The sequence below is a fragment of the Flavobacteriales bacterium genome (assembly GCA_016704485.1).
In the GTDB taxonomy this organism is placed as follows: Bacteria; Bacteroidota; Bacteroidia; order Flavobacteriales_F; family PHOS-HE28; genus PHOS-HE28.
This window is the reverse complement of sequence record JADJAA010000001.1, coordinates 1,159,581-1,186,510: the sequence shown is the minus strand read 5'-3', so window position 1 is coordinate 1,186,510 and position 26,930 is coordinate 1,159,581. Positions and strand designations below refer to the sequence as shown.

General features: G+C 50.7%; 20 protein-coding genes. 9 read left to right on the top strand and 11 right to left on the bottom strand.

Features of this window, described 5'->3' with window-relative positions; translation table 11 throughout:
- The first annotated feature begins 111 nt into the window (after positions 1 to 111).
- The 5 genes from IPF95_05015 to IPF95_04995 all read left to right on the top strand — a co-directional run bounded on the left by IPF95_05015 (position 112) and on the right by IPF95_04995 (position 8,435).
- Complete coding sequence (locus tag IPF95_05015) at positions 112 to 2,859, top strand: aminotransferase class I/II-fold pyridoxal phosphate-dependent enzyme (protein MBK6474053.1); 2,748 nt, start codon at positions 112 to 114, stop codon at positions 2,857 to 2,859.
- 729 nt (positions 2,860 to 3,588) lie between these two features.
- Complete coding sequence (locus IPF95_05010) at positions 3,589 to 5,184, top strand: biotin carboxylase (protein MBK6474052.1); 1,596 nt, start codon at positions 3,589 to 3,591, stop codon at positions 5,182 to 5,184.
- A 99-nt stretch (positions 5,185 to 5,283) separates the two neighbouring features.
- Entirely contained in the window at positions 5,284 to 6,276 is a 993-nt protein-coding gene (locus IPF95_05005) for a hypothetical protein (protein ID MBK6474051.1), read from the top strand.
- Positions 6,277 to 6,413: 137 nt separating this feature from the next.
- Positions 6,414 to 6,812 carry a GxxExxY protein gene (locus IPF95_05000; GenBank protein ID MBK6474050.1) on the top strand — a complete coding sequence of 133 codons (399 nt, stop codon included), beginning with the start codon at positions 6,414 to 6,416 and terminating at the stop codon, positions 6,810 to 6,812.
- Positions 6,813 to 6,977: 165 nt separating this feature from the next.
- On the top strand, positions 6,978 to 8,435 hold the full coding sequence (locus IPF95_04995; GenBank protein ID MBK6474049.1) for an aldehyde dehydrogenase family protein: 1,458 nt from the start codon (positions 6,978 to 6,980) through the stop codon (positions 8,433 to 8,435).
- Here IPF95_04995 and IPF95_04990 read toward each other — a convergent pair.
- The 10 genes from IPF95_04990 to IPF95_04945 all read right to left on the bottom strand — a co-directional run bounded on the left by IPF95_04990 (position 8,429) and on the right by IPF95_04945 (position 17,704).
- Positions 8,429 to 9,127 carry a lycopene cyclase domain-containing protein gene (locus IPF95_04990; GenBank protein ID MBK6474048.1) on the bottom strand — a complete coding sequence of 233 codons (699 nt, stop codon included), beginning with the start codon at positions 9,125 to 9,127 and terminating at the stop codon, positions 8,429 to 8,431. The two genes, IPF95_04995 and IPF95_04990, sit on opposite strands and share 7 nt — an antisense overlap.
- A gap of 5 nt (positions 9,128 to 9,132) precedes the next feature.
- On the bottom strand, positions 9,133 to 9,600 hold the full coding sequence (locus tag IPF95_04985) for a sterol desaturase family protein (GenBank protein ID MBK6474047.1): 468 nt from the start codon (positions 9,598 to 9,600) through the stop codon (positions 9,133 to 9,135).
- A complete protein-coding gene (locus IPF95_04980; GenBank protein ID MBK6474046.1) occupies positions 9,597 to 10,061 on the bottom strand; it encodes an SRPBCC family protein in 465 nt (154 codons plus the stop codon). The genes IPF95_04985 and IPF95_04980 overlap by 4 nt, the downstream gene beginning before the upstream one ends.
- A gap of 76 nt (positions 10,062 to 10,137) precedes the next feature.
- On the bottom strand, positions 10,138 to 11,844 hold the full coding sequence (locus IPF95_04975) for a DUF4397 domain-containing protein (GenBank protein ID MBK6474045.1): 1,707 nt from the start codon (positions 11,842 to 11,844) through the stop codon (positions 10,138 to 10,140).
- Positions 11,845 to 11,979: 135 nt separating this feature from the next.
- A complete protein-coding gene (locus IPF95_04970) occupies positions 11,980 to 13,293 on the bottom strand; it encodes a deoxyribodipyrimidine photo-lyase (GenBank protein ID MBK6474044.1) in 1,314 nt (437 codons plus the stop codon).
- On the bottom strand, positions 13,290 to 13,847 hold the full coding sequence (idi, locus tag IPF95_04965; protein MBK6474043.1) for an isopentenyl-diphosphate Delta-isomerase: 558 nt from the start codon (positions 13,845 to 13,847) through the stop codon (positions 13,290 to 13,292). The genes IPF95_04970 and idi overlap by 4 nt, the downstream gene beginning before the upstream one ends.
- Positions 13,844 to 14,686 (bottom strand): phytoene/squalene synthase family protein, encoded by an 843-nt coding sequence (locus IPF95_04960; protein MBK6474042.1) that lies wholly within the window; start codon positions 14,684 to 14,686, stop codon positions 13,844 to 13,846. Before IPF95_04960 ends, idi begins: the two co-directional genes overlap by 4 nt.
- The gene (gene crtI, locus IPF95_04955) at positions 14,683 to 16,158 is read right to left on the bottom strand and encodes a phytoene desaturase (GenBank protein MBK6474041.1); all 1,476 of its coding nucleotides are present in this window, start codon (positions 16,156 to 16,158) and stop codon (positions 14,683 to 14,685) included. The genes IPF95_04960 and crtI overlap by 4 nt, the downstream gene beginning before the upstream one ends.
- A complete protein-coding gene (locus tag IPF95_04950) occupies positions 16,155 to 16,616 on the bottom strand; it encodes a sigma-70 family RNA polymerase sigma factor (protein ID MBK6474040.1) in 462 nt (153 codons plus the stop codon). Before IPF95_04950 ends, crtI begins: the two co-directional genes overlap by 4 nt.
- A gap of 215 nt (positions 16,617 to 16,831) precedes the next feature.
- Positions 16,832 to 17,704: a MerR family transcriptional regulator gene (locus IPF95_04945; GenBank protein ID MBK6474039.1), complete on the bottom strand. Its 873-nt coding sequence runs from the start codon at positions 17,702 to 17,704 to the stop codon at positions 16,832 to 16,834.
- A 376-nt stretch (positions 17,705 to 18,080) separates the two neighbouring features.
- On the opposite strand from IPF95_04945, the gene IPF95_04940 reads away from it, so the two are divergent.
- Positions 18,081 to 21,482 (top strand): beta-propeller fold lactonase family protein, encoded by a 3,402-nt coding sequence (locus IPF95_04940; GenBank protein MBK6474038.1) that lies wholly within the window; start codon positions 18,081 to 18,083, stop codon positions 21,480 to 21,482.
- Between the two features lie 5 nt (positions 21,483 to 21,487).
- Here the strand turns inward: IPF95_04940 and lpxD are convergent, their stop codons facing one another.
- Entirely contained in the window at positions 21,488 to 22,504 is a 1,017-nt protein-coding gene (gene lpxD, locus IPF95_04935) for a UDP-3-O-(3-hydroxymyristoyl)glucosamine N-acyltransferase (protein MBK6474037.1), read from the bottom strand.
- A 156-nt stretch (positions 22,505 to 22,660) separates the two neighbouring features.
- Here lpxD and IPF95_04930 point away from each other — a divergent pair, with 156 nt between their 5' ends.
- The 3 genes from IPF95_04930 to IPF95_04920 are packed head-to-tail and all read left to right on the top strand — an operon-like array spanning position 22,661 to position 26,887.
- Positions 22,661 to 24,460, top strand: coding sequence for an excinuclease ABC subunit C (locus tag IPF95_04930; protein ID MBK6474036.1), 1,800 nt, complete (start codon positions 22,661 to 22,663; stop codon positions 24,458 to 24,460).
- 2 nt (positions 24,461 to 24,462) lie between these two features.
- Positions 24,463 to 25,464: a glycosyltransferase gene (locus tag IPF95_04925; protein MBK6474035.1), complete on the top strand. Its 1,002-nt coding sequence runs from the start codon at positions 24,463 to 24,465 to the stop codon at positions 25,462 to 25,464.
- 49 nt (positions 25,465 to 25,513) lie between these two features.
- On the top strand, positions 25,514 to 26,887 hold the full coding sequence (locus tag IPF95_04920; protein MBK6474034.1) for an aldehyde dehydrogenase family protein: 1,374 nt from the start codon (positions 25,514 to 25,516) through the stop codon (positions 26,885 to 26,887).
- Positions 26,888 to 26,930 lie beyond the last annotated feature (43 nt).

The window sequence follows — 26,930 nt, the reverse complement described above, 5'->3', positions numbered from 1 at the left end:
CAGCATCTGCTACTTGCATGGTGCTATTTGCGGATCTAAAGACCATCAACGCCATTGGTGGCTCTCTCATGTTGTGAGTCAGGAAACGTTCTACCTTTTACTGCCATGAAAATGCCACAGACCAGTCTTCCTCGCCAACACTTCAATGCCGCCAGGCTTCGTTCGTTCACATGGAACAAATTGAAGATGGAGGCCATAGCGCTGGATGAAGGGCGTGGCAAAAGCACTATTGCATTAGAGGCCTTGAACGAATTACTTGTCATCGAGCCGTATTGGGCTTTTCCTGGTCTGGAGCGGATCCATTCACTACTCGAGCTGGTAGACACCAAACAGTGGCATACGTTCCATACAGCTGTTGCGCATATAGTTCGCGACCTGGTAAGTGGCTCCTTTCGGAATGACCCGTTGTACAGTGAGGATACCCAGAGCGGTCCGGAGGAACACGTTCACGAACATGATCGTCATAAGCAGAATTATTTCGAGGTACTGTTCGTGGATGAGATCGATACCGATGAGGAACACGCGCTGAAGCATAAACTGCGCAAATGCCGGGATCAGAGCGATCGGTTCACGTATGATGTGATCGTGGTACGCACGGTACAGGATGCGCTGATCGCACTCCTGTTCAATCACAACATCCAAGCGTGCGTGATACGCTATGGGGTGCCGTTCCCGAGTGCGAATGCGAACGGGATCCTGCGCCCTTTCCTTCACCTGTTCGATGCGCTCAACCTTAGCACCATCAACAAGAGCGACCTAGGCCCTAAGCTTGGAAGCTTGGTGCGGGATTTCCGACCGGAGATCGACCGGTACTACGTAACGGATACGCCGCTCAGTGGCTTGCAGGAATCAACGCTCAAGAATTTCCGCAGGATCTTCTATCGCAGTGAGGACCTTCAGGAAATGCACCTCACTGTTCTTCGCGGGATCCGTGAGCGCTTTGAAACGCCGTTCTTCACAGCGCTCAAGGAATACAGTAAGAGGCCCATGGGCGTATTCCACGCCATGCCGATCTCGCGTGGCAATAGCGTATTCAAAAGCCGTTGGATACGGGATTTTGGCGAGTTCTACGGTCGTAACCTGTTCCTTGCTGAAACAAGCGCAACCACCGGTGGACTTGATTCGCTGCTCCAGCCGACCGGTCCGTTGAAGAAGGCCCAGGAACTTGCGCGTGATGCGTTCGGATCCCAGCATACGTTCTTCGCGACCAATGGCACCAGCAGTTCCAACAAGATCGTGGTGCAGGCGTTGGTAGAGCCCGGTGATGTGGTATTGATCGATCGCGATTGCCATAAGAGCCATCACTACGGGATGGTACTTAGCGGTGCATATCCGGTCTATCTGCACAGTTATCCGTTGCCAAAATACAGCATGTACGGTGCGGTTCCGTTAGAGCACATCCGCGAAAAATTGATCACCCTGAAGAACGCAGGGCGCTTGGACAAAGTAAAAATGGTCCTGCTCACGAACAGCACGTTCGATGGTGTCGTTTACAACGTGGAACGCGTAATGGAACAAGTGCTTGCACTGAAGCCGGACATGATCTTTCTGTGGGACGAGGCCTGGTTCGCGTTCGCACGGTTCAGCGCCATCATGCGCAAGCGCACGTCGATGTATGTTGCGGACAAGCTGCACAAGAAGTACAGGACCGAAGAATATAAGGCAGCGTATGAAGCGCATATCGCTTCGTTAAAAGAAGGAGAGCATCCACGCATGCCGGATCCCGCAAAAGTGCGGATACGCGCGTATGCGACACAGAGTACGCACAAGACCTTGAGCTCCATGCGGCAAGGCAGTATGATCCACATTTGGGATGAGGATTTCAAGCGTAAGAGCGAAGCGGCGTTCCACGAAGCGTACATGACGCACACCAGCACCAGTGCCAATTATCAGATCCTAGGGAGTTTGGATATCGGTCGCAGGCAAGTGCAATTCGAGGGATATGAACTCGTAGAGAAAGCCATCGAACTCGGTATGATGTTGAGGCGCACGATCCGCGAGAATCCGAAATTGCTCAAGTGGTTCGACATCATCACCATTGGGGAATTGATCCCGAAAGAACATCGGGAAAGCGGTATCGAGGGATACTATTCAAGGGAAAGTGGTTGGAATGATATCGAGAAGGCGTGGGCCGAAGATGAATTTGCATTGGACCCCACCAAGATCAACCTGTTCACCGGCAGAACGGGTATTGATGGGGACACGTTCAAGAACAAATACTTGATGGACAAGTATTCCATCCAAGTGAACAAGACCAGCCGGAACAGCGTGTTGTTCATGACCAACATTGGTACCACGCGAGGATCGATCGCTTACCTGACCAAAGTCCTACTGGAGATCGCGGATGATCTTGAAACGCGCAATGCTGGAATGGACCACGCGGAAAAGAAGCTCCACATCTCCACCATCCGATCACTCGTTGAGCAGGTTCCGCCCTTACCGGATTTCAGTCACTTCCACAATTCCTTCGTTGCTGTTCCTGGTGTACCCGGTGGCGACCTACGCGCCGCCTATTTTTTGAGTTACAAAGAAGAACGTTGCGTCCATTTCAAATTGCACGATTGTCTTTCCGTGATGCAGGCCGGTCAGGAGTTGGTATCCGCATCTTTCGTGATCCCTTATCCGCCAGGGTTTCCTGTGCTTGTTCCGGGCCAGGTCATCAACCATGAGATCATCGACTTTCTGCTCGCCATCGATGTAAAAGAAATACACGGGTATAGACCTGAATTAGGTCTGCGTGTATTCACCGACGCGGCGCTTGGAAGGCAGCGGACAGGAACTGCAATGGGCGGTATGCGCATGGCGACCAGCGTGAGCAATGGGTCGGGAAAAACAACGAAAAAGACGAAGAAAGCATGAGCAAGGTCTCCACCCACGACCCCCCCCCCCCCCCCCGTTGGCGCGCGGCGCCAGCCCCCTCCCCCCCCCCCCCAAGGGGACTGGGGGCTTGGGGGGGGTCCCCCCCAACAAACAAAACAACACAAAAAAAAAAACCCCGAACCCTCCCCTCCTCCGGGAAAAGCAAACAAACAACCCCCTCTTTCCCCCCCCCCGAGGGTGGGAGAAAGGAAGCGCCGCAGGAGGTTTTACCCCTGCCCCAGGGCGCAGGCCGGCCCCCCCCCCCCCCCCGGGCCGGCGGGCCGGCCGCGCCCGCCCCGGCCGGCCCCCCCACCAAAACAAACCCCGCCTTCCCGTTCCCCCCCCTCCCCCCCCCCGACCTCCCACTTCTCCCTACTCACAACCCCCCAAAAAAAAACCACCAAGGCCACCCGCCCCCCCCCCCGGGGGGGGGTTCCCCGCCCCCCCATTAGGGTGAATTATCCCCCCCCCCCCGCTCCTATCAAAACACCCCCCCCCCCCCCCCCCCACCCCAAACAAGGGCCCCCCCGTTTTCAAAAAACCCCCCCCCCCGGCCGGCCCCCCTCCCCCCCCGCAAAACCCCAACTTGCCGCTAACGAAAACGCCATCCAGGAAAATTTCTGAAGGTTGCAGCAAACCAAAGAAGAAGACAAGGCTTTGCTGACTAACACGTTCAGCTCCCGCTAAGACCATGGCACCAAAGGCAGTCTAGAACATTCTAAGTTAAAGCTGAGCAAGAAAACCACTTCGAAAAGAAGCGCACGAAGACCCCCCGTAAGCAGCCAGCCCAAAAGGCAGGAAAAAAGCGCCCCGCAAGGGGCGGTCCGAAGGCCGCCCCAGGACAAGGCCGGCAACGCAAAACCAACCGTGAAGGGGGTTAGTGATATCCGTCGTTTCTTCTACAGGAATGAGACGCCGATCTATTTCATCAGTGCTACCAACTTCAATTTATTGGGTGCTGATGAATGGGTGAAGGGGTTCAAGTTCATTACGTACATCGAGTGCTTTGATGGCATGCACCCGAACTCCATGAGCCCCATGCAGGAAGAACCCCATGAAGAGTTCCAGAGCATTGAGGACATCAACAACTATCTGCTCAACCACAGCGAAGTGCGCGACTACATCAATGCGCGTAAAGTGAAAGGCAAAGCAGGCAAGGTGCTGTTCCTGATGTTCGATGAAAAGACGGAGAAGCTGGCGAAGAAAATGGGGCTCGAGGTGATGTTCCCCAGTGCCAAGATGCGCACCTTCATGGACAACAAGGTGAACACGAACCGCATTGCGGAAAAGGCAGGCGTCCCGTGTGTTCCTTACGTACTGAGTAACGTAAAGAACTATGCTCATTTGAATAAGGTCAGTGCACGATTGGGTACCGACCTGGTGATCCAAACACCATTCGGTGATAGTGGCCATACTACCTTTTTCGTTAAGAATGAAGAGGATTATAACAAGTACGCCAAAGAGATCGAAGCCGAGAAAGAGTGCAAGGTGATGAAGCGCATCAACTGCCATGGCGCTGCGATGGAAGCATGTGTAACGCGCCACGGAACCGTTGTTGCACCGTTGATGACGGAGCTTGTCGGCTTCAAGGAACTCACCCCTTACAAAGGAGGCTGGTGTGGCAATGAGATCTTTGCGGAAGCGTTCACGCCTACGATCCGGCGTAAGGCACGCAAGTATGCGCAGTTGTTCGGTGATCAGCTGATCAAGGAGGGCTACAAGGGATACTTTGAACTTGACTTCTTGATCGACAAGGACAACGGAGAGATCTACTTAGGAGAATTGAATCCTCGGATAACAGGTGCGAGCAGTATCACCAACCACGCTGTATTCGCCATGAGCGATGCACCGCTGCACCTGTTCCACATGATGGAGTACATGGACCAGCCGTACCAACTGAACGTGAACGCGCTGAACCGGCGCTGGGCCAAAGAAGAGAACATCGATAGCTGGGGCCAAATGGTGATCAAGCACACACAGGATGATATCCGCCGTGTGACCGATGCACCGCGCAGTGGCATCTGGCGTATGCGTGAAGATGGCAGCATTTACTTCTGGCGCATGGATACGCACCGACGTTATGTGGAGCAAGAGAACGAGGCCTTCTTTCTGCGGATCACACGGGTGGGTGATTGGCTCTATGAAGGTGCCGATATCGGGATCCTCGTAATGCGCGGGCGAATGATGACCGACGACTTCCAGTTACTGGAACGTTCCAAGAAATGGTTGAACGCCATAAAGAACGAATACAAGAGCGTAGTACCGGGGTCCCGCAGTGAAAGCGAAAAGCAAATGCTAGAGATCGGAGGTTTCAAAATGATGTGAACAGTACAGGGGATAGAGTACCGAGTACAGGGTATCCGAAAAGAGGTACTCTGCACCCAATACCCGTTACGGAACACCCTGTATATTTAACACCCATCGATGTACATTAAGTTGAAACTCGTTCATGAGCCTTGGCCCGGAGATCGGTTCAAGAAATTCTTCGACCATGCGTGGCCTTTGTTCCGCATCTGGTATTTGAGCGAGGGCGAGGATAAACGTCCGGATCTTGTAACCTGCAGATCGGTGCTAGAGTTGCACATGCCGGAGCTTATCCCGACCTACAACAGCCTATGCCGAATTGCGAATAACGACGACGTGGCCAGCAGATTCCTGAGTATGTGGTGCCCGCCGCCCTACTTGGCCGGATGCTCGCAGATCGCATGGACCAAGGGCAGTCCGACACTTATACGTAACTACGATTTCGATCCACGTTATTTTGATGGTCGCCTGCGTTTTACGGAGTACTGTAAGCCTGTGATCGGCATCCAGGACAGTGCTTGGGGATTACTCGATGGAATGAATGCAGATGGATTAGCGGTTTCACTTGCGTTCGGTGGACGTAAAATAAGTGGTATCGGTTTCGGAATTCCGCTAGTGATCCGCTACGTTCTGGAGACCTGCAGCAACGTTGAGGAAGCGTGCGTAACACTCCAGCGCTTACCGGTGCACATGGGCTACAACGTTACCGTGCTGGATAAGTCCGGGAACTACGCAACGGTCTATATGAACCCCGACCGGCCAGCGCAGGTGGTCTATCATGCTGTGGCAACGAATCATCAACACCAAGTGGAGTGGGATGAATACGCGGCGTTCACCCATACGATCGAACGCAAACATCATTTGGAACACTGCCTAGCTGATCCGAAATTGACACGCGCTGGACTGATCAAGCAATTCTTGAAAGCGCCATTGTATAGCCAACAATTCATACGCGGCTTCGGCACGCTTTATACTGCGGTCTATGATGTTGGAAAAGGCAATGTGAAGATCATTTGGCCCGATAAACAGGTAGAGGCGAGCTTCACTAAATTCGAGGAGCAGCATGTGGAGGTTGTGTTGTTACGGCCTGTGGGGCGGTACTTGGCGAAGTGATGAGGGTAGATGCTCCCAAGTCCGTGGTTTGAACTATAGAGAGAATACGATCTTGAACCACGGAGGACACAGAGGAGAAGCTGCTTAACACTTGCTTCTTGCGGGATGCTTTACGATCACTGATAGTACTTAACTAAATGAACGCACCATATTGGTCATACAACGATCTTACCGAGCAGATAATTGGTGCTGCGATAGAAGTACATTGCGAGCTAGGCCCTGGGTTGTTAGAGAAGGTATATGAAGAGTGTTTATGCCGTGAATTGGAGATCCGCGCAATTCCATTCAAGCGACAAGTTCTGGTGCCGATCATTTACAAAGGCGAACAATTGAAGACACCGTACCGCTGCGACCTTTGGGTAGCCGATCGTGTGATCGTAGAGAACAAAGCAGTTGCGGCCCTTACGGATATCGACATGGCCCAACTTATGGGATACCTGAAACTTTTGGACCAACGGCTCGGGTTACTGATCAACTTCAATGTGAAGTACCTCAAGAACGGAATACGCAGAGTTGCCAATGGTTCGTTGATCTGAGCATGTGATCCGAGGAACAAACACATGTCGGTCATGCTCGCTCCCATGGAATTTATCTGTGTTCTCCGTGCCCTCTGTGATTCTGAAACATCCACGCATTCCTCTGTGTCCTCTGTGGTTATAAAGCTTCCAAGCAGCTCCCTCGTCCCCGCATAACTTTGCACCATGCCCAACACAATGACCGCACCGACCAACGCACTCTTCAACCAAGCCAGCTACATAAACGGTTCCTGGATCGGAACGGGTGATGGCACCTTCAATACCGTGCTCGATAAATACCACGGCACCGAGTTAGCGCGCATGCCAAATGCTACCGAGGCGCAAATGGAACAGGCCATCGCTGCAGCTTATGCAAGTCGCGAAGTGCTTCGTAAAATGAGTGCCGGAGAGCGGAGTGAAAAGTTGGAAGCTCTAGCAGCGTTGATCGAGAAGAACAAAGTTGCCTTGGCCCAATTGATCGTACAAGAAGGAGGTAAGCCCATCGGTTATGCAGAAGGTGAGATCGCGCGTTGCATATACACCGTGAAGACCGCCGCCGCGGAAGCCCTTCGTTCCACCGGAGAAAGTGTACCCATGGACGTTGGCGCCGGAGTGGGAAAAACTGCGTTTACGAAACGATTTCCGATCGGTGTGATCGCTGCTATTACGCCATTCAACTTCCCCTTGAACTTAGTGCTGCACAAAGTAACTCCCGCTATGGCCGTAGGTTGTCCTGTTGTGCTGAAACCTGCACCTCAAGCACCGCTTAGCGCGTTTGCTTTGGCTAAAATGTTGGAAGAGATCGGCTGGCCCAAAGGAGCCTTCCATGTTATGTTGAGTGGAATTCCTGTTGCGGAAAAACTGGTGACCGATGAGCGCATTGCGATGCTGAGTTTTACAGGAAGCGACAAAGTTGGATGGCACTTGAAGGCGATCTGTGGGAAGAAAAAAGTAGCATTGGAACTTGGTGGTAACGCTTCAGTGATCATTGATGATGATACCGATCTTGCCGCTGCCGCGAAGTCCGTTGCCATGGGCGCCAATCTTTACGCTGGACAAACGTGTATCAGTACGCAACGCATTTATGTAGTGGAGAACGTACACGAAAAATTCAAGGAACTACTTGTGAAGGAGTATGGCAATTTGAAAGCGGGTGACCCTGGTGATAAGAGCATTTCGGTTGGACCGATCATCGATAAAGGTCATTTCGAACGGATCAGCACCTGGGTGGATGAAGCAGTAAAAGCAGGTGCGAACATTCTCGCCGGAGGAAAGGCCGTTGATGCCGATCGCAATATTTACGCCGCCACCTTGCTGTCCAATGTTAAGCATGATATGAAAGTGAATTGCGCAGAAGTATTCGGTCCTGTAGCGGTGATCGAACCCGTAACCAGTTTCAGTAAGGCCATCGCGAATGTGAATGATAGTGTGTATGGCCTGCAGGTCGGTGTTTACACCAACAGCATCGCGCACATGAAACAAGCGCATGAGGAACTCGAGGTCGGTGGCATCATCATGAACAACATTCCCGGTTTCCGGATCGACAACATGCCTTATGGCGGTGTCAAGGACAGTGGCCTAGGCCGCGAAGGGTTGAAGTATGCGATGGAAGAGATGACCGAAATGCGTTTGCTGGTCTATTGATCGGCCACTTCGACCTTTTTCCAGCGCTCAAAAAGCACCACGCTCAACAGGAGCATCAGTATCGCATAGAATGTATCTTCCAAAGGAATGGTGCCCATGCGTATGCCGAGGTTTTCTGCATCATCATACCATACTACCGGGTGACCCGAGAAGTAACCTGTTAGCGTACCATTGATCAGGAAGAACGGGATCAGCAGAACTATAAAAGAAACGAGGAAACGACCGAGGTAGCTGACCTTTTGGGTGGTAAGCAGAAGTACAAGCGTTACACCCAACGCCAAGAACGTGCTCGCGGTATACCACTTATCCCAATTGAAAATGCCGATCACGAATGAGGCCACCACAAGGACCCAAGCGATCGCTCTCGCAATTCGTGGCGACCATGGATCCGGACGTAGAGTACCGAAAACAAAGTAGGTGAACACGCAAGCGTACGGAATACAGATAAAGAACAGCCATTCCTCGATCGGAAGTCCGAGCACATCGAACCCAACCAAGTACTTTTCATTGAATCCCCACACTCCCATGCTTGTGAACATTACATCCCAAGCGATGAACAGGGCCGCAACGAGAAGAAGAGCTGGCCATAATGCTCGCCAATGAAGATGCAACCGGATGCGCGGGTGGAATGAAAAGAGAAGGGGTATAATTAGCCCACCAAGGTCCAGGAAAAGATAGAGAAAGCGCTCCATGACCGTTAGGCCTCAGCAGCCGTTTTCTTGAAATATTTCAACGGCACGAATAACATTCCGAAACATTCCCCATCTTCCTTACCCAAATGCTTGTGGTGCATTTTATGTGCTCTGCGTATGGCTCTGAAGTACCAATTATCCGTGTTGCGGAGCCACTTCGTGCGCTGATGGATGAAAATATCGTGTACCAGGAAATAAGCCAGTCCATAAAGCGTAATTCCCGCAGCGATCCATATACGCACATCGGCAATACCGTTACGCACGCCGAAAAAGAACAGCGTGATCGCAGGCGTTGCGAAGATCAGGAAGAAAGCATCGTTGCGTTCGAAAACGCCTCCGTGGTCCTTTTTATGGTGATCCTGGTGCAACGTCCAAAGGCCACCGTGCATCACGAATTTATGCGCGAACCACGCGACGAACTCCATCAGCAAGAATGCCAGGATCATCGCTCCGATATTGATCAACCAGGTCATTGTGTTGCAAAGATCGCTTTCAATGTCCGTTCACGATGATCGAAGATCGCCTCAATGCGTTTTCTCACGAACAGAGCATGAACGAATCTGCCGAACGCACCGAACGGTAACCGATAGACCACCCTATCCTCAACCCTGATCCCATAAGGTGTTCCAACGAAACGATGCTCGTGTTCCCACTTCGCGAAAGGCCCTTTGATCTGTGCATCCATGAACTGGAACGGGGCTTCAACACCTCGGATCTCCGTACGCCAAGCCAAGGGTATTCCGAACAAGGGCCGCACGCGATAATCAATGTGCATACCACTGAACACAGGCTTATCGGTATCCTTGGTCTTGATCTCGAAGCGCATATCCTCCGGAGTTATCCGCGAAAGGTTCAATGGTGCTGAGAAGAACTCCCAAGCTTCTTTCTGGAGGATCGGCAGTACGATCCGGCGTTCGATCACAAAGTCTTTCATCTGTTGGGCGGGTTTAAAATTAAATGGCGTGACAACCTTACGGTCGCCACGCCATTTTCAATTATTCAAGATACGATCATTGCTTTTGAACTGGAACTACCAATTCTCCAGAAGCATTCTGCAGACGCAACCAGTATGCTCCAGTGCTAAGATCAGAAAGATTCACACGGATAGGTTGTGCTCCACCGGTAAGGTCTCCAAGGCTGTTGACGCGGAGGATACGACCGGTTACATCCTGTATGGACAACGTTGTCTCTCCACCGAAAAGAAGGTCCATGTCCAAAAGCACTTCATCTACCGCTGGATTCGGGTAGGCGGTGAACGATGTTACGATCGTGTTCTCCTCAACACCGGTCGGCAATGGCAATTCAACGAGTGGTCCACCACTTGGTAAGGCTACCCATAGTCCGAAGTTCGCACCGTTGCTGTTCATTGTTGCATCCAAGAAGCCGGATGCGAGTACCGTGATCGCATTACCGGCAAGCGACAATGCAGCAAGAGGTGCTTGGTAACTTACTACCGAAGTACCCATTGATTCCACGCTCAGGACATAATTCGCTTCTGGTAATTCAAGGTACCCTGCGAACTCTCCATAACTAATATCATCCACGATGTTTCCGGCTGGAACAGACGTTTCTACAATATCGACCATGGGGGCATCCGTGCTGCCATGAAATACAAGTACGTCAACATTCCCTGCGGATGTGCTGGTCTCACGTGCACCTCCTGTAACATAAAGATCGAAAGGAGTGGCAGGTGAATAACCTGTAGCGCTTACAATACCATTAGCGATGATGATGTAGGTCTCATCAGCTTCCAACGTGTAGGTAAAGCGTGCTAGTGCAGCAACAGTATCGGTAGAAGTTGGAAGTGCAATGCTTATATCGAAAGGCACTCCTGCTTGAGCATCCACGAATGGGCTAGCGTTACGGAATGCGAAGTTGTCCAGAAGCGGTGTGTTGTTCAACCATACATCCACTTGCGCGGCTGCCAGGTCAGCACTGTTGTGGATCACTTGCACACGAGCCGTAGGAATAGCAGACGCTGGCAATGCAACCAATGGTCCTCCGCTTGGAAGGGCTACATAGATACCGAATGGCGCACCGTCGCTATTCATTGAAGGATCCAGGAATCCCGATGCGATCGCGACCAAGGCGGCACCTCCGAGGTTCAATGTACCCAGCGGTGCTGAATACGCTGCTACGATCGTGCTGTTGAATTCATCCCTCACTTGCAACGTGAAGTCCGTAGTAGGCAATTCCAGATAACCTGCAAACGCTCCGTACGGTGCATCTTCCACGATGGTGGTATTCACCACTGCGCTTTCGTAGATGTCAACTGTTGGTGCATCGGTACTACCGTGGTGAACCAATACGTCCGTCATCATTGAACCTCCAACAGCCGCTTCCCTGCCCATTGGATATACTTCCAACGTGAAAGGTACTGCAGGTGAATATCCTGTTGGGCTTACGATACCGTCCGCAACAATAACATACGTTTCGCCATCAGCGAGCGTAAAATCCTGTGTAAAAATGGCATCAGCGGAACTCATGCTTGTTGAAAGCGCTATTCCGATAGTGAAGCTCACTCCCGCTGGTGCATCAATGAACTCTGTTGCATTCCTGAATTCGAAGTCATCCAGTAAAAGGGTGTTATCCAAGTAAACATCAACAGAGGCCGCAGCTGCATCCGCACTGTTGTGGATCACTTGAACGCGCGCTGTCTGCGCTTGTGCAAAGGAAGCCCCCAGAATAAGGGAGAGGGCAAGAGTAGGTGTTTTCATTTTCGTAGTTGTTTTTAGGTTAGTTCATTAAGAACAGCCTAGTATCCTGTTTTGTTCATTCATAATTACATTTTATTAAACACAATATTATAAAGCACTGGTTATCAGTAAGAAAAAAATTAAACAATTTCGCACTTATACTTTGTTCAATGCGGTCTTATACACCGCGATCGCCCTTTCGCGAGCGGCATTATGCTCTACGATCTGCTCGGGTAGCTTCAATTCACCATATTCCGGAGCCCACTTCAATACATACTTCATCTTCGGATCGAACCGTTCCAGTTGCAACGTTGGATTGAATACCCGGAAGTACGGTGCAGCATCGCATCCGGATCCTGCCGCCCATTGCCAGTTCCCGTTGTTGGATGAGAGTTCGTAGTCCATCAACCACCGTGCGAACCAGGCCTCACCCAAACGCCAGTCGATCAATAAATGCTTACAGAGAAAACTGGCCACGACCATACGCACCCGGTTATGCATGAACCCAGTGGCACGCAATTCCCGCATCCCTGCATCCACAAGCGGATAACCCGTGCGCCCTTCGCACCATGCAGCAAAACCTTTTTCATCATCGCGCCATGCAATGGCGTCATATGCTTTTCGGAATGCGTTCCGCTCCACGTGAGGAAAGTGCCAGAGGATCTGCATGAAGAACTCACGCCAGATCAATTCATTCAACCATGTTTCACTGTTCGCACGCGCCAAGCGCACCATCCCTCTCACCGACACCGTGCCGAAGCGGAGATGAACCCCAATGCGTGTAGTTCCTGCTATGGATGGTGTGTTGCGGTCATCAGCATACGCCTTCAACAACGCTGGTGCAGGTTCCAATGGCGCAACTTCGTAGGGTGCATATTCAAAGCCTAGTTGCTTTAGCGTGATGCGTTCATTCCTGCTGTCTTTTAGCAGGCCACCAAGTTCTCCTTCGCTGTTATAAGAGGCCACTCCATCAATTGCCATTCGAGCTCTCCAACGTTTTGCATACGGAGTGAACACGGTGTAAGGTGTTCCATCTTCCTTTAGTACCTCATCACGCTCGAAGATCGTTTGGTCCTTATAGGTGCGGAATACATGGCCATTTGCGATAAAAAGGTCGTTGATGTTCCGGTCACGAGTAAGTGCATAGGGTTCATGATCATGATTCGCGTAGACACCAGCAATAGCGTGGTCTTGGATCAACTTCTTGAATACCTGAAGTGGATCACCATGCAGCATCATCAGTGACGCGCCATGCGCTCTCAATTGATCATCCAGTGAACACACGTTATCATACAAAAAGCTTAAACGACGATCATTACGGTCCTCGAGTTTCTCAAGTATGTTGGTATCGAAGATGAACAGCGGCTGCACGTTGCCACCATCCCGTAACGCGCGAAAGAGTCCGTGGTTGTCATTCAGACGAAGATCGCGACGAAACCAGAAAATGTTCATTGGCCGTTCACGGCTCATGGCTCTGGTAGAGCGGTCGCTAAAAGATCCCATGCTCTCCAAACACATACTGGGAACCACGCGGTGAAAAGTTTGGGGTGTTCCGTCAGCTCGTGTGCCAAGGTCTCGCGTTCCACCCAACGCCAATCGGAAGCCTCGTTCGGATCTGGATCAGGGTCGTTAGAATAGCGACCGATCAACACATGGTCCAATTCATTCTCGACGAGACCATTCTCCAATTCAGCGCGATACATAAAATGTAATACCGGCGTCAACTCAGTTTTTATGCCCATCTCTTCGAACAGTCTACGCCCCGCGGCCTCCTGAATGGTTTCCCCCGGTCGTGGGTGCCCACAACAGGTATTGGTCCACAGCCCAGCTGAATGGTACTTGGAAGAAGCACGTTGCTGCAACAATAATTCTCCTTGATCATTGAAGAGAAAAACTGAGAATGCCCGGTGGAGCAAACCCTCACGATGTGCTGCGAGTTTCTCCATGTGGCCGAGTTCACGATCATCAGGATCGATAAGGACCACCTGTTCCGGCTCGTTCCACAATTTCCCTTCTGCACTCATATCAAATTGAATTTATCCTGTACCACAGCACCCACAAGCAGGCGGATCTTACCTCGTTTGCGAACACTGATCCGTCGTGTAAAGAGTTCACTTGCCGGAGTGGAGCGGATCTTTTTATAGAGACAGAGATAGTACACATAGGCCAAGTGCACACCTATTCGCGCTCCTTTGGGCAGTTGACGGATACCGATCGCTGCGTGCTCAAAATCCGCTCGGATATCATCTTCGATCCGTTGTTTCTGGTCTGCCGTAAGTGCGTTAAGATCAGTTCCAGGAAAGTAGGTGCGTCCCAATTCCTGATTATCCTGCTTAAGGTCTCTGAGGAAATTTACTTTTTGGAATGCCGCGCCCAGACTCATAGCGTATGGCTTCAACCGTTCATATAGAACAAGATCACCATCGCAAAAAACACGCAAGCACATCAGCCCTACCACCTCTGCACTACCTAGGATGTACTGATCGAAGGATGTTCGATCATGTTCCCCACGTTCAAGATCCATCGCCATGCTGTCAATAAAGATATCGATCAAGTTCCACTCGATCCCGGATCGCCTCACAACGTTCTGAAAACTATGTAGGATCGGATTCAAACTGATCTGTTCTTGAATGGCAAGTTCGGTATCCGCTCTGAATCGGTTCAACAATTCCTTTTGCGGATGTTCATGGAACGTATCCACGATCTCGTCAGCAAAACGCACAAAGCCATAGATCGCATGGATCTGGTCCCGAAAACGCGGATCGAGCATTCGAACACCCAACGAGAACGAAGTGCTGAACGCCCGAGTGGTCTTTCGGCTGGCAGCTATGCACACTTCATCATAAATACTCCTGTTATTCATCGTGGTTCGGAATTTAAAATGTGCCGGGCCACAACTTCACCAGAGATCAGCGCTGGCGGAACGCCGGGACCAGGAACGGTGAGTTGACCTGTGTAATAAAGGTTCTTGACCTTCTTACTCCGGATGCTTGGCCTCAGTATGGCTGTTTGCATCAGTGTATTGGCCAATCCGTATGCGTTGCCTTTGTATGCGTTCATATCCTTCACCAGGTCGCTAACAGAATAGCTACGCTTGTAGATGACGTGTTCGCGGACGGTCTGACCTGTGATCCTTTCCAGTCGATCCATGACGATATCATAAAAGCGTTCACGCGTAGCGTCATCGTCCTTCAGACCCGGAGCGATCGGAATAAGAATGACCAGGTTCTCCATTCCTTCCGGAGCTACCGTTGGATCGGTGATCGACGAACATGAGGCATAGAAAAGTGGCTTTGTCGGCCAGCTGGGATCGGTGTAGATCTCCTTTGCATGTAAATCCAGATCCTCGTCGAAGAACAAGGTGTGATGATCAAATCCGGATAGTTTTTTGTTCACCCCCAAGTAGAACATCAGAACAGATGGAGCCAATGTGCGCTGATCCCAATACTGCTCCGTATAACGACGATCCGGCGCATTCAAAAGGTGTTGTTCCACATGATGATAATCGGCACCTCCGATAACCTCAGTGCATTCATAGGAGCCTTTCTCCGTATGTACCCGAACGGCTTGCCCTCCTTTTACTTCTATGTTCTGCACGGTTTCGTTGTACCGGATCTCCACACCTTCCTTTTCTGCTACTTGGACCATGGCATCCACGACTTTTCCCATACCACCCATGGGATACCAGGTTCCTAATGCCATATCCGCATGATTCATCAGGCTGTATAAAGCAGGTGTTTCCTGCGGCGTTGCCCCCAGAAACAGGACAGGGAATTCCAGCAGCTTGATCAACCTTGGATGCTTAAAGTATTTCCGCACGTGCTTACTAAAGGAGGTGAACAACTGCATCCGGAATAGTCCTTTCGCAATACGCATATCAGCGAACTCCATCAACGAGATACCTGGCTTGCGCACCATATCATGCATACCGGTCTCATACTTGAAGCGGGCTTCGTTCAAGAATTCATCAAGCGCCTTGCTGCTGCCTGGTTCCAACGACTCGAACAGTGAGCGAAGTCCTTCCATAGAAGAAGGAATGCGCATCCTATCCGATTCTCCGAAGTAGACCGTGTAGCTAGGGTCCAGCCGGACCAGATCATAGTGTTTGCTGGGATGCGTATCGAAATGGGCGAAGTGTGTTTCGAAAACATCGGGCATCCAATACCAGCTAGGGCCCATATCGAACGTGAAGCCGTTCGCGCTGAACGTTCTGGCCCTTCCGCCTGCTTGGTCATGCTTTTCCAACAAGGTGACCTTCCGACCAGCGCGGGCCAAATGTGCAGCTACGGATAACCCAGCAAATCCTGCTCCAATAACAATTATCCCGCTCTTCATTGAAGCTGTACCCTCAATTGTTTGCGTGCTTGATTGATCCGGCTCTTGACAGTACCGATCGGGATCCCCATGGTGTTAGCGATCTCATGGTATTTGTAGCCTTTGAAGTTCATTGTAAAAGGCGTTCGTATCGTATCGGGGAGTCGCTCCACACGATCCTCTATCTCCAATGTGCTATACGAACCGATCGGACTTTGGAGGTATCTGCCATTGGCAACAGGTAGCTCTTGCCTTGCCGCAGATTCCATGACCAATTGACCACGACGATCGCGTTTCACACCATTGATGAACGTGTTACGAACAATGGTGAACATCCACGCTTTGATATTCGTACCTGTCGTGTATTGGTCCTTATTCATTAACGCTTTCAACATGCTCTCCTGGATCAGGTCTTTCGCATCGTCCATATTCCGGGTAAGACCTAGTGCGAAATAGAGAAGCCGATCGTTCAGAGACATCAGGCGCTCGTCAAAAGTTGGTTCTTCTTTGTTCATTGTTTTTGTCTTTTCGTTAGACAAAAGTAATCACAAAATGTGATTTTCCAAATCTCGTCATGAATTTTGTTGACTATCTATGCTGAAACAGTGAACAAAAAAATATTATTACAACGCACAGCGCAGCGTTCGTTGAGCATGTATACCCTCAACGGCTGTTCCCTAAGGATCAAGAAAAATCAGCGGATCGCCTCCTTGAAGTGGACAAGGTCTGGCACTACGGTCTGGTTCTTGTTCGGTTTAATTCCGACGAGACCGGAGTTATGGAAGAACAAGAGCCGAGGTTCCGAAAAGTGTTTGTGAAGCGTTTTCAAATAGGCATTCACATCCTGCACATTCTGATACGAGATGAAGCCAGTAACGAGGATATCCGGACGCCTGTACTCCACTACTGGCGCCAGGTCATCAAATGGAACAGATTGCCCAAGATAGATCGGCCGATGACCCAGTTTTCGAGCCAAGTAATGACCGAACAAAAGGCCCAACTCGTGCAACTCGCCTTCAGGCAGGAAGAAGAGGATCGTCAGCGGATCTGAACGTTTTTCTGGAATTACGCCATCAATGGCAGAGATGACCTTCTGTCTGATCAGGTTGCTGATGAAGTGTTCCTGTCCTGGTTTTACCGCATCGATCTGCCATAGAACACCGACCCGTTGCAAAAAAGGTTGAATAACCTCCAACATGGTTGTTTCGAAACCAGATCGCAGCACACAACTACCCATCACTTTCTCGAACCGATCCTCATCGAGTTCGGTCATGGAGAGTATCAAACTTTCAACATGGTCCGTGATCCCGCCATCGCCTTCCTGCATGGCCAATACTTGGTCGCGGATCTGCGTATCGCTCATCTTCGCCACCTTCGAGATCTTGAATCCGTTATTGTTCAGGAACGAGATGTTCAAGAGCTTACGGAGGTTCTCATCAGAATAGCTACGGATGTTGGTATCCGTGCGGTCCGGTTCGAGCAACGCATAGCGCTTCTCCCATATTCGGATGGTGTGAGCCTTAACGCGGCTCAATTTCTCAAGGTCCTTTATGGAATAGTTACCCATTGATGTGTTCACTAGCGGATGTATAACACCCAAAGACGCGATCTGTTCATTCTTAAAGAACAAAGATCACACAATTACATTTAGCTCGCCTTCGCTCGACCCAGTGGTCTAGAATACTTCTTCGAATAGCCCGTTCGATCAACAACTCGGCGTCCTTTGCGCCTCTGATCTCTGCGATGAGTCATATAGCGTATGTAAAAGTTCATTTCCAAGTAACCAACGAATGCAAGATTGAAATTCAACTGATCAAGACCATGTTTATCATATTCCGCTATAATTCACTAGATTGCATAGCCGCAAAACGGAACTGGGATCCGTTCTGGATCGTTGATGGTGTGTTGGGGCGGTGATCTTGTCAAACGCTGAAACTCTTCCGATGAAGAACATTCTACCCCGTCGTACAACGTTGATCACCTTGCTTTCTGCTGCGCTAGTGGTCGGTCTTTCGGCATTCGAAACGTTGGAACGATCCAATACGGACCCTACGGTCACAAAGAGCGCCGTACCGACCAGCGACTTCACCAATTTCGAATCAGCACATGTACATCCGCTGGACATGACGCCTGATAAGACCAAACTGTTGGCGGTTAACACGGGCAACAATTCTTTGGAGGTGTATGCATTCAGTCCGGGCGGGTTGATCCATATCGCTTCCATACCTGTTGGGCTTGATCCGGTTACCGTACGTGCAAGAACGAACAATGAAGTATGGGTGGTTGATCAAGTAAGCGATGAAGTAAGTGTTGTGGATTTAACACAAAAAGCAGTGATCCGCAGCCTAGCAACCGAGAATGAACCAGCCGATGTGGTATTCGCCGGATCACCTCAACGCGCGTTCGTTTCCTGCGTTGAACGCGAGAGTGTACAAGTATTCGATCCAGCGAATTTGAATACCGCGCCTACAGAAGTTCTATTGAAAGGCGAACAGCCTAGGGCACTTGCAGTAAGCCCTGATGGCACTACCGTTTACGCCGCGTTCTTCGAGAGTGGCAACCAGACAACCGTTGTTAGCGGGAGTGATTTCATGGCGAACGGATTCTGTTCCCCACAAGGAGGCTGTACCTCCGTCCCCAATGATGTTACCAATCCTGCGGGTCCGTACGGAGGTGTTGTTCCCGTTCCGAATTCCGGAACGGCATTCGACCCACCAATGAATCCATCGAACCCACTGCCACCTGGGACCAACAGTATGGTAGTACGGAAGAACGCATCCGGGCAGTGGATGGATGCCAACGGCGGGAATTGGACGAACATAGTAACGGGAGCTGTTCCCGGTGTTTCACGTGTTGCCGGATGGGATATGCCGGACCGTGACGTAGCCATGATCAACGCGAATAACCCAAGCACCGGGTCGGTTACGTATAAAGCGCATCTTGGAAATATTTTGATGGCCATGGCGGTTCATCCATTGAGCGGTGAGGTCTTTGTGGTTGGCACCGATGCCACGAACGAGGTTCGCTTTGAGCCGAACCTGAATGGAAAATTCCTCCGTGTGAATGTTGCACGCTTCATGCCCGCCGGTAATCCGTTGGTCGCCGATATGAATCCGCACATCAACTATACCACAAGTACTTCGCCTCCCATACTTCGGCAGCAGTCGATCGGTGATCCGCGCGGCATTGCTTGGAAATCTGATGGAACGAAAGCTTATGTTACGGGCATGGGTTCGAATAACGTGATCATGATCAACACCACGGGAGCACGTACAAGCCCGGATCCGATCACCGTTGGCGAAGGACCTACCGGAATTGTATTGGATGAAGTGAACAACCGTGGCTTCGTGCTGAACAAATTCGATGGCTCCATTTCAACCATTGACCTTACCACGAACAAGGAGACGGCGCGAACGAGTTTCTTCGACCCTACCCCGCTCGTGATCAAAGTTGGTCGCAAGCATTTGTACGACACACACGCAGGCTCAGGGCACGGCCATATCTCATGTGGCTCCTGCCATTTGGATGGACGTTGGGATCGATTGGCATGGGACCTGGGGAACCCGGCTGGTGATATGATCACCGTTGTAGATCCTGCAGGCACAAAGGTTTTCCATCCGATGAAAGGACTGAAGACGACGCAATTCCTGATCGACATCATCAACCGCGGAACAGGCAAATTGCATTGGCGCGGAGACAAGTCAAGCTTCGCGGAATTCGCTGGTGCGTTCAGTGATCTACAAGGAGCGGACTCACCGATGGATGCTGCCGGCATGCAGGAATTCTCTGACTTCCTCGCAGCCACCTGGCATGTTCCGAACCCCTACCGCACCTACCGTCCAGAGCTTTCCGTAGCGGCATCGACCGAGCGGATGAATCCTGGAAAGGTGCGTTTTACGGGAACCTCTTTCCAAACAATTCCAACCGCTGGGGTGAAATTGTTCGTCTCTGTGAACGTGAACTGCTCACATTGCCACCAGACAGGAACTGGTCGTGGCCACCTTCCGGGGAACGGCTCTAATTCCGGAGCAGGTAGTCCTCCGATCGTTAACATGACGAACAATGTTGATATGGTACCTGATCTTCGCTCAACCTATCGAAAGAACGGATTCTTTTACAACACGACCGAGTGTACCAGTGGTTTTGGCATGATGTCCGATGGCGTTATGGAAACGGTATTCAATCAATCCGGAACGGGTAGTTATCTGGGTGATTACGAACCGGAGTTGTTAAGCTGGTCCGGCGGAATTACACAAGTGAACAGTCCGGCAAGTCATAACTTCGATCTGGTACATCCCAGTCAAGATGCAATGCCTGCCGTGGGCTTGCGACATACGTTGAACGGTGGAGTAGGCAGTACGACACAGCTCACCTTCATGAAAACGTTGGTGAATGACAAGCCTGCTGAATATGCAATGATCGTAAAAGGACTTTACGCAGGCGAACAACGTGGGTTCTATTATACCGGAAGCGACAGTTACCAGTCGGATTTCGCCAGCCAGACCGTTACGCATGCGCAACTCGTCGCATCGGCCCAGGGTGGTTCACCCTTAACCTGGACCATCGTTCATCCGAACACCAAGATCCGTGCAGGAGTGGATCGTGATAGTGACGGTACGTTCGATTATGTGGATGGCGATGTTGAGCTCGATCTGGCAGTACTATTGGATGGCCCGATGAACGGGACCAAAATGAACACAGGGCTGAAAAGCAGCGGTCTTTTACCTAATTCAGACCCATACGGCATGGGCGAGATCATGGATCCTGCGTTACTTGGCCGCACAGGAAACAGCGCACCGGTTGATTGGGTGGTGGTTGAACTGAGAGACCCCAACAACCTAACGATCATTGTGGATGCAATTGCGGCGCTTGTACTTTCTGACGGACGAGTTGTAATGTCCAGCGGCAAAAGTCCATTGCTTTTTGCCTCGGCAACACGTGGTTCATATCACGTTGCTGTTAAACACAGAAATCATCTCGGTGTTATGACCTTATTATCCGGTGCTTATGGAATCACCGTTCAACGTGTAGACCTTAGCAACCCAATTGTGCAGACCTGGGGCACAGATGCACGCGTAGAGAAAATTGGGATCAGTAGACTATGGTCTGGGGATGTCAATGGAGACGGCGTCGTGCGTTATACCGGTTTGAATAATGATCGGGACATTATCCTTACCAAGATTGGCGGTGTAGTGCCAACCGCAAGCGCAGCAGGCTACGTTCCAGAAGATGTAAACCTGAATGGTACGGTGCTTTACACGGGCACGCTCAATGATCGCGATCCAATTTTGGAGAACATCGGTGGCGTGGTGCCGACCGCAGTGCGCGTAGAACAATTGCCGTAACGGGTCTAGTTGTTCCTTTTTTCGAGTTCCTCGATCCGCTCCACAAGCTTATCCAAGTTGCGGAAGTGGATATAGCTCTTGCGGTACTTACTCGCCTCCCAGGCCGGTGAACCCATATAGCTTTCACCTGCTTTGGTGTTCTTGCTGATCCCACTTTGCGCTGCGATGATCGTACCGTCCGCGATCTTCAAATGACCGATGATCCCCACCTGCCCGCTGAACATGCAGTTCTTACCGATCTTGGTTGAACCTGCTACTACTCCGCCAGCCGCGTAGTAGGTGTTCTCGCCAACCTCTACGTTATGAGCGATGTGGATCAGGTTATCGAATTTCACGCCTTTACGCAAGATAGTTGAACCCAACGTAGCGCGGTCGATCGCGCAGTTCGCACCGATCTCCACATCATCCTCGATCACCACATTTCCGATCTGCGGGATCTTCTGTCCACTACCGGGTCCCATTGCGAAACGGAATCCATCGCTACCGATCACTGTGCCACTGTGTATGATACAGTTCTTCCCTATCGTGCAATCGGAATAGATCTTCACTCCCGCGAACAGCGTTGTGTTGTCGTCTATCGTCACGTTATCTCCCACGAAACATTGCGGGTAGATCTTAACGTTCTTTCCCATCTTCACGTTCTCACCTATGAATGCCAATGCACCCACATAGCAATCTTCACCCATCGTAGCTGAGTCCGCAATTGCCGCCTGCGTTGAAACACCTTTCTTATTCAACTTGATGGTATTATACATCTCCAACACTTTTGCGAAAGCGCCTTGCGCATCAGCCACTCGTACCAACGTGGCGTTCACCGGTCCAGTAAGTGGAAAGTCCTTTCCGATGATAACTACGGAAGCGGTTGTGGCATAGATGTATTGTGCGTAGGCTGGGTTCGCCAAAAAGCTCAGCGATCCGGCACCACCCTCCTCGATCTTTGAGAGCGAAGAAACGGTCGCGTTGACGTCGCCTTCAACGGAACCTTGTAAAAGTTCAGCGATCTGTTGTGCGGTGAAATTCATGTGTTCTGGAACTTGGACGGCCAAGTTAATCCGCGCTTACCATACGGTATGGTTTGAACACACGATCTTTGCATTTCACTCAGTCAATCGTTGACCAGCAATTAGCAGGATCGAGGCGTTGTCTGATCATCTTATTGCCTTATCGTCCGATCAACTATGCCTGACCTCGATATCCGCGAAAAAGTTCGACTGCTGCCGCACCAGCCGGGGGTGTATCAGTTCTTCGACTTCAGTGAGCGGATCATATACATCGGCAAGGCCAAGGATCTCCGTAACCGGGTCGGCAGCTATTTCAACAAGCAGAAATACGAGACCGGCAAGACGGCAAAACTTGTGGCCAACATCGTGGATGTAAAAGTGTTCGTCGTTGCCACGGAGTTCGATGCATTGCTACTTGAGAATTCGCTGATCAAGCAACATCAACCGCGTTACAACATCATGCTCAAGGATGACAAAAGTTATCCTTGGATCCGTATCCGCAACGAACGTTTCCCGCGCGTGGAAGGCATGCGTAACCCGGAGAAGGACGGGTCGGAATACTTCGGTCCGTACGCCAGTAGCCGCGTGATGCACACTGTTGTAGAACTGGTGAACAAGATGTACAAGTTGCGCAACTGCAACTATGATCTCAGCGAAAAGAACATTGAGCGCGGCAAATACAAACGTTGTTTGGAATACCACATCGGAAATTGCAAAGGCCCCTGCGAAGGATTGCAACCGATCGAGGATTACAACGAAGATATAAAAGTGATCCGGCAGATCGTAAAAGGACGCACGCGAGGAGTAGCGCAAATGCTTCGCCAACAAATGAATGTCCACGCCGATGCGCTGGACTTTGAACGTGCCGAACAGCTCAAGCAGCAGGCTGAACAACTGGAGCGTTACCAGGCTAAGAACACCATTGTTCATGCGGATATCGGCGATGTGGATGTATTCTCCTTGGCTGCTGATGCAGGTGGCACGTGTGTGAACTATCTGCGCATCATCGACGGTGCTGTGATCAACGGCATTACGGTTGAATTAAAGTCGAAGTTAGAGGAAGAGCCTCTCGAGCTTTTGCAAATGGCGATCGCTGAATTACGCGAACGTTTTCACAGCGACGCACCGGAAGCCATCGTTCCTTTCGACCCTGAAATTGAAATGCCGGGCATCACGTTCACTGTTCCGCAACGCGGTGATAAAAAGTCTCTGTTGGATCTGAGCGAAAGGAATGCACGCTACTTCCTCTTGGACAAGCGCAAGCAAGAAAAACTTGTTGATCCAGAAGCGGCGACGAACCGGATACTTGAGCAACTGAAACAGGATCTGCGGTTAAGTGAACTGCCTGTTCACATTGAGTGTTTCGACAATAGCAATACACAAGGTACCGATCCGGTAAGCGCTTGTGTAGTGTTCAAGAATGCCAAGCCGAGCAAGAAGGATTATCGGCACTTCAACATCAGGACGGTCGAAGGTCCGGATGATTTCGCCAGCATGGAAGAAGCGGTCGAGAGACGGTATATCCGGTTGATCAGGGAAGATGAACCCCTGCCCCAATTGATCGTGATCGATGGCGGAAAAGGTCAATTGAGTGCAGCCATGAATGCTTTGGAACGCCTAGGTCTGCGTGGCAAGATCGCAATCATTGGCATTGCGAAGAAGTTGGAGGAGATCTACTTTCCCGGTGATCCATACCCTTTACATATTGATAAACGCAGCATCAGTTTACGTGTGATCCAACACATGCGCAACGAAGCTCATCGCTTTGGAATTACACACCATCGCGGCAAGCGCAGCAAGCGCGTTATCAAAACAGGGTTGGAGGCGATCGCAGGGGTCGGACCCGGAACTGCACAGAAATTACTAACGCGTTTCGGGAGCATCAAGGGGGTCAAAGAAGCGATGCCTGAAGATGTGATCGCGGAGATCGGAAAGAAAAAAGCGGAGGTTGTTCTGAAGGGTTTGATGACGGGCTGATCATGACGAAAGTCTCGATCCTACTTCCTTTTCGCAATGCCGCTTCCACGCTGCAACGTGCTTTCCGCAGCATGATCGACCAAACCTTCTTGGATCATGAATTGATCCTGATCGATAACGGGTCTTCGGATACGAGTACGTCCATTGCAGAAGAATGGTGCAAAAAGGATCAGCGAATTCGGTTGGTCCGCGAACCAACTATCGGGATCGCACACGCATTGAACACGGGTCTCGAACACGCGAAGGCGGGCTACATCGCACGCATGGACGCCGACGACATTGCACAGCCTGAAAGGCTTCAGAAACAAGTGGAATTCCTGGACACGCATCCGGAGATAGGCGTAGTTGGAACACGAACGAATTTCATTTCAACTGTCGCGAACAACCGTGGAATGGAGGCGTATGTGAATTGGCAGAACGCGATCATAACTCCTCGCGAGCACTATTTGAAACGCTTCGTGGATGCACCTGTCGCGCACCCTTCGGTTCTATTCCGACACGATCTTGTACAGCAGTTCGGTGGATACGATACTGGCCCGTTACCTGAAGACCACGAACTCTGGTTGCGATGGATGCATCACCGTGTTCGCTTCGCCAAACTACCGGATGAACTGCTTACATGGAACGATCATCCGCAACGTTCAAGCCGAACACATTCCAATTACAGTGTGGACGCATTCTTTACAACGAAAGCCAAATGGATCGCAGCTTGGTACCGAAGAAAATTTCCAAGTGGCAGACCTGTGATCATTGCAGGCACCAGCACGCTTTGCAAGGCTCGCGCTCGAATGTTGGAACACGAAGGCATCCCTATTTCAGCATTCACCGATGTTCGTGAACGCGTGCTACCCCGATACCGATTCATCCTACACAATGAATTACCAGGACCTGGCGAAGCGTTGATCATCTCCTTCATCAGCCAGCGCGGTACGGGGGATAAGATCGCTGCATTCCTTGTCTCTCGTGGATTAACCGAAGGAACTGACTTCATTCTTGCCGCTTAGCAGCCAAGCTACCTTTGTATCCATGAATAGTCCCGCATTTGACAGGTCCATGACCCTTCAACGACTTACAGATCAACGCGCGTACTTTAAAAGTGGTGCTACGCGTTCGTTCGCAGTTCGAAGAAAAGCGCTAAAAGATCTGCAAACTGCGATCCGGTGCCACGAAGATGAGTTGCTTGCAGCATTGCACAAAGACCTTCGCAAACCGCCTTTCGAAGCGTTCATTAGCGAGATCGGTACTGTGTATCAAGGATTACAGCACGCACTTGATAGCTTAAAGGAGTGGATGCGACCGGAACAGGTCTCAACTCCACTGTCCCTGCAAGTTGCAAGTAGTTCGATGAGGGTGGAACCGCTTGGCGTTGTGTTGATCATCGCGCCTTGGAACTATCCCTTTCAATTGGTCATGGAACCGTTGATCGCTGCTATTTCAGCGGGGAATTGCGCCTTGATAAAGCCCAGCGAAGAGACCCCGCACACTGCGGCGGTAACAGCTAAGATCATCTCCTCTGTTTTTGACGTTAAGCATGTCGCCGTCACACAAGGAGAGGGAAAGATCATTGTTCCTGAACTGATCGAAGGCTTCCGGTTCGATCATATCTTCTTCACCGGAAGTCCTGGTGTAGGTAGCAGGATCATGGCTATGGCCGCGCCGCAGCTCGTACCTGTAACGCTGGAACTTGGTGGTAAAAGTCCGGCCATCGTTGATCGTACAGTTGATCTTAAGATCGCAGTTAAGCGTATTGCATGGGGCAAATTCTTCAACGCCGGGCAAACCTGCATTGCACCGGATCATGTGTTGATCCACAAGGACCGAAAGGATGAGTTCTTAGAATTGCTTCAACGAACTCTGATCACATACTACGGCACTGATCCACAGAAAAGTTCGCACTATGGGCGTATCATCAACGCTGCACGATTCGAAAAACTAAAAGGCTATATGGGTCAAGGCATGACCGTTATAGGAGGTCAAGTGGATAGTGCAGACCGTTACATCGCTCCGACAGTGCTTGTCGGCGTAACCCATGATGACAGCGTCATGAAAGAAGAGATCTTCGGCCCAATACTTCCAGTGATCACTTGGCAAGCAAAGGCAGAAGTACTTGAACATATTGAGCGTAATCCGTTCCCGCTTAGCACATATATTTTCAGCAGCGATAGAAAAGTCCAACAGTATTTCAGCGAACGGATCGCATTCGGAGGAGGTTGCATCAACAACTGTTTGCTTCACTTCGGGAATGACGAATTGCTCTTTGGTGGCATTGGGACAAGCGGGATGGGTCGTTATCACGGCAAGTACGGCTTCGATACGTTCTCCCACACAAAATCGATCGTTGACTCAAGTACACTCATCGAACACGGCTTGCAATATCCGCCTTACACAACGTCGAAAGAAAAGATCGCGCGTTGGTCGATGAAGTAAGCCACAGGCTTTGTGATCAATCTCACATTCTATGCGGAACTGC

Bases quoted from the DNA above. Each gene is read 5' to 3' on its own strand.
- IPF95_04950 (MBK6474040.1), bottom strand. From the start codon at position 16,616: ATGTCTCTGAACGATCGGCTTCTCTATTTCGCACTAGGTCTTACCCGG.
- IPF95_04925 (MBK6474035.1), top strand. From the start codon at position 24,463: ATGACGAAAGTCTCGATCCTACTTCCTTTTCGCAATGCCGCTTCCACG.
- lpxD (MBK6474037.1), bottom strand. From the start codon at position 22,504: ATGAATTTCACCGCACAACAGATCGCTGAACTTTTACAAGGTTCCGTT.
- IPF95_04990 (MBK6474048.1), bottom strand. From the start codon at position 9,127: ATGGAGCGCTTTCTCTATCTTTTCCTGGACCTTGGTGGGCTAATTATA.
- IPF95_04960 (MBK6474042.1), bottom strand. From the start codon at position 14,686: ATGAATAACAGGAGTATTTATGATGAAGTGTGCATAGCTGCCAGCCGA.
- IPF95_04945 (MBK6474039.1), bottom strand. From the start codon at position 17,704: ATGGGTAACTATTCCATAAAGGACCTTGAGAAATTGAGCCGCGTTAAG.
- IPF95_04995 (MBK6474049.1), top strand. From the start codon at position 6,978: ATGCCCAACACAATGACCGCACCGACCAACGCACTCTTCAACCAAGCC.
- IPF95_04985 (MBK6474047.1), bottom strand. From the start codon at position 9,600: ATGACCTGGTTGATCAATATCGGAGCGATGATCCTGGCATTCTTGCTG.
- IPF95_04980 (MBK6474046.1), bottom strand. From the start codon at position 10,061: ATGAAAGACTTTGTGATCGAACGCCGGATCGTACTGCCGATCCTCCAG.
- IPF95_05000 (MBK6474050.1), top strand. From the start codon at position 6,414: ATGAACGCACCATATTGGTCATACAACGATCTTACCGAGCAGATAATT.
- idi (MBK6474043.1), bottom strand. From the start codon at position 13,847: ATGAGTGCAGAAGGGAAATTGTGGAACGAGCCGGAACAGGTGGTCCTT.
- IPF95_05015 (MBK6474053.1), top strand. From the start codon at position 112: ATGCCACAGACCAGTCTTCCTCGCCAACACTTCAATGCCGCCAGGCTT.
- IPF95_04940 (MBK6474038.1), top strand. From the start codon at position 18,081: ATGAAGAACATTCTACCCCGTCGTACAACGTTGATCACCTTGCTTTCT.
- IPF95_05005 (MBK6474051.1), top strand. From the start codon at position 5,284: ATGTACATTAAGTTGAAACTCGTTCATGAGCCTTGGCCCGGAGATCGG.
- IPF95_04920 (MBK6474034.1), top strand. From the start codon at position 25,514: ATGACCCTTCAACGACTTACAGATCAACGCGCGTACTTTAAAAGTGGT.
- crtI (MBK6474041.1), bottom strand. From the start codon at position 16,158: ATGAAGAGCGGGATAATTGTTATTGGAGCAGGATTTGCTGGGTTATCC.
- IPF95_04975 (MBK6474045.1), bottom strand. From the start codon at position 11,844: ATGAAAACACCTACTCTTGCCCTCTCCCTTATTCTGGGGGCTTCCTTT.
- IPF95_04930 (MBK6474036.1), top strand. From the start codon at position 22,661: ATGCCTGACCTCGATATCCGCGAAAAAGTTCGACTGCTGCCGCACCAG.
- IPF95_04970 (MBK6474044.1), bottom strand. From the start codon at position 13,293: ATGAGCCGTGAACGGCCAATGAACATTTTCTGGTTTCGTCGCGATCTT.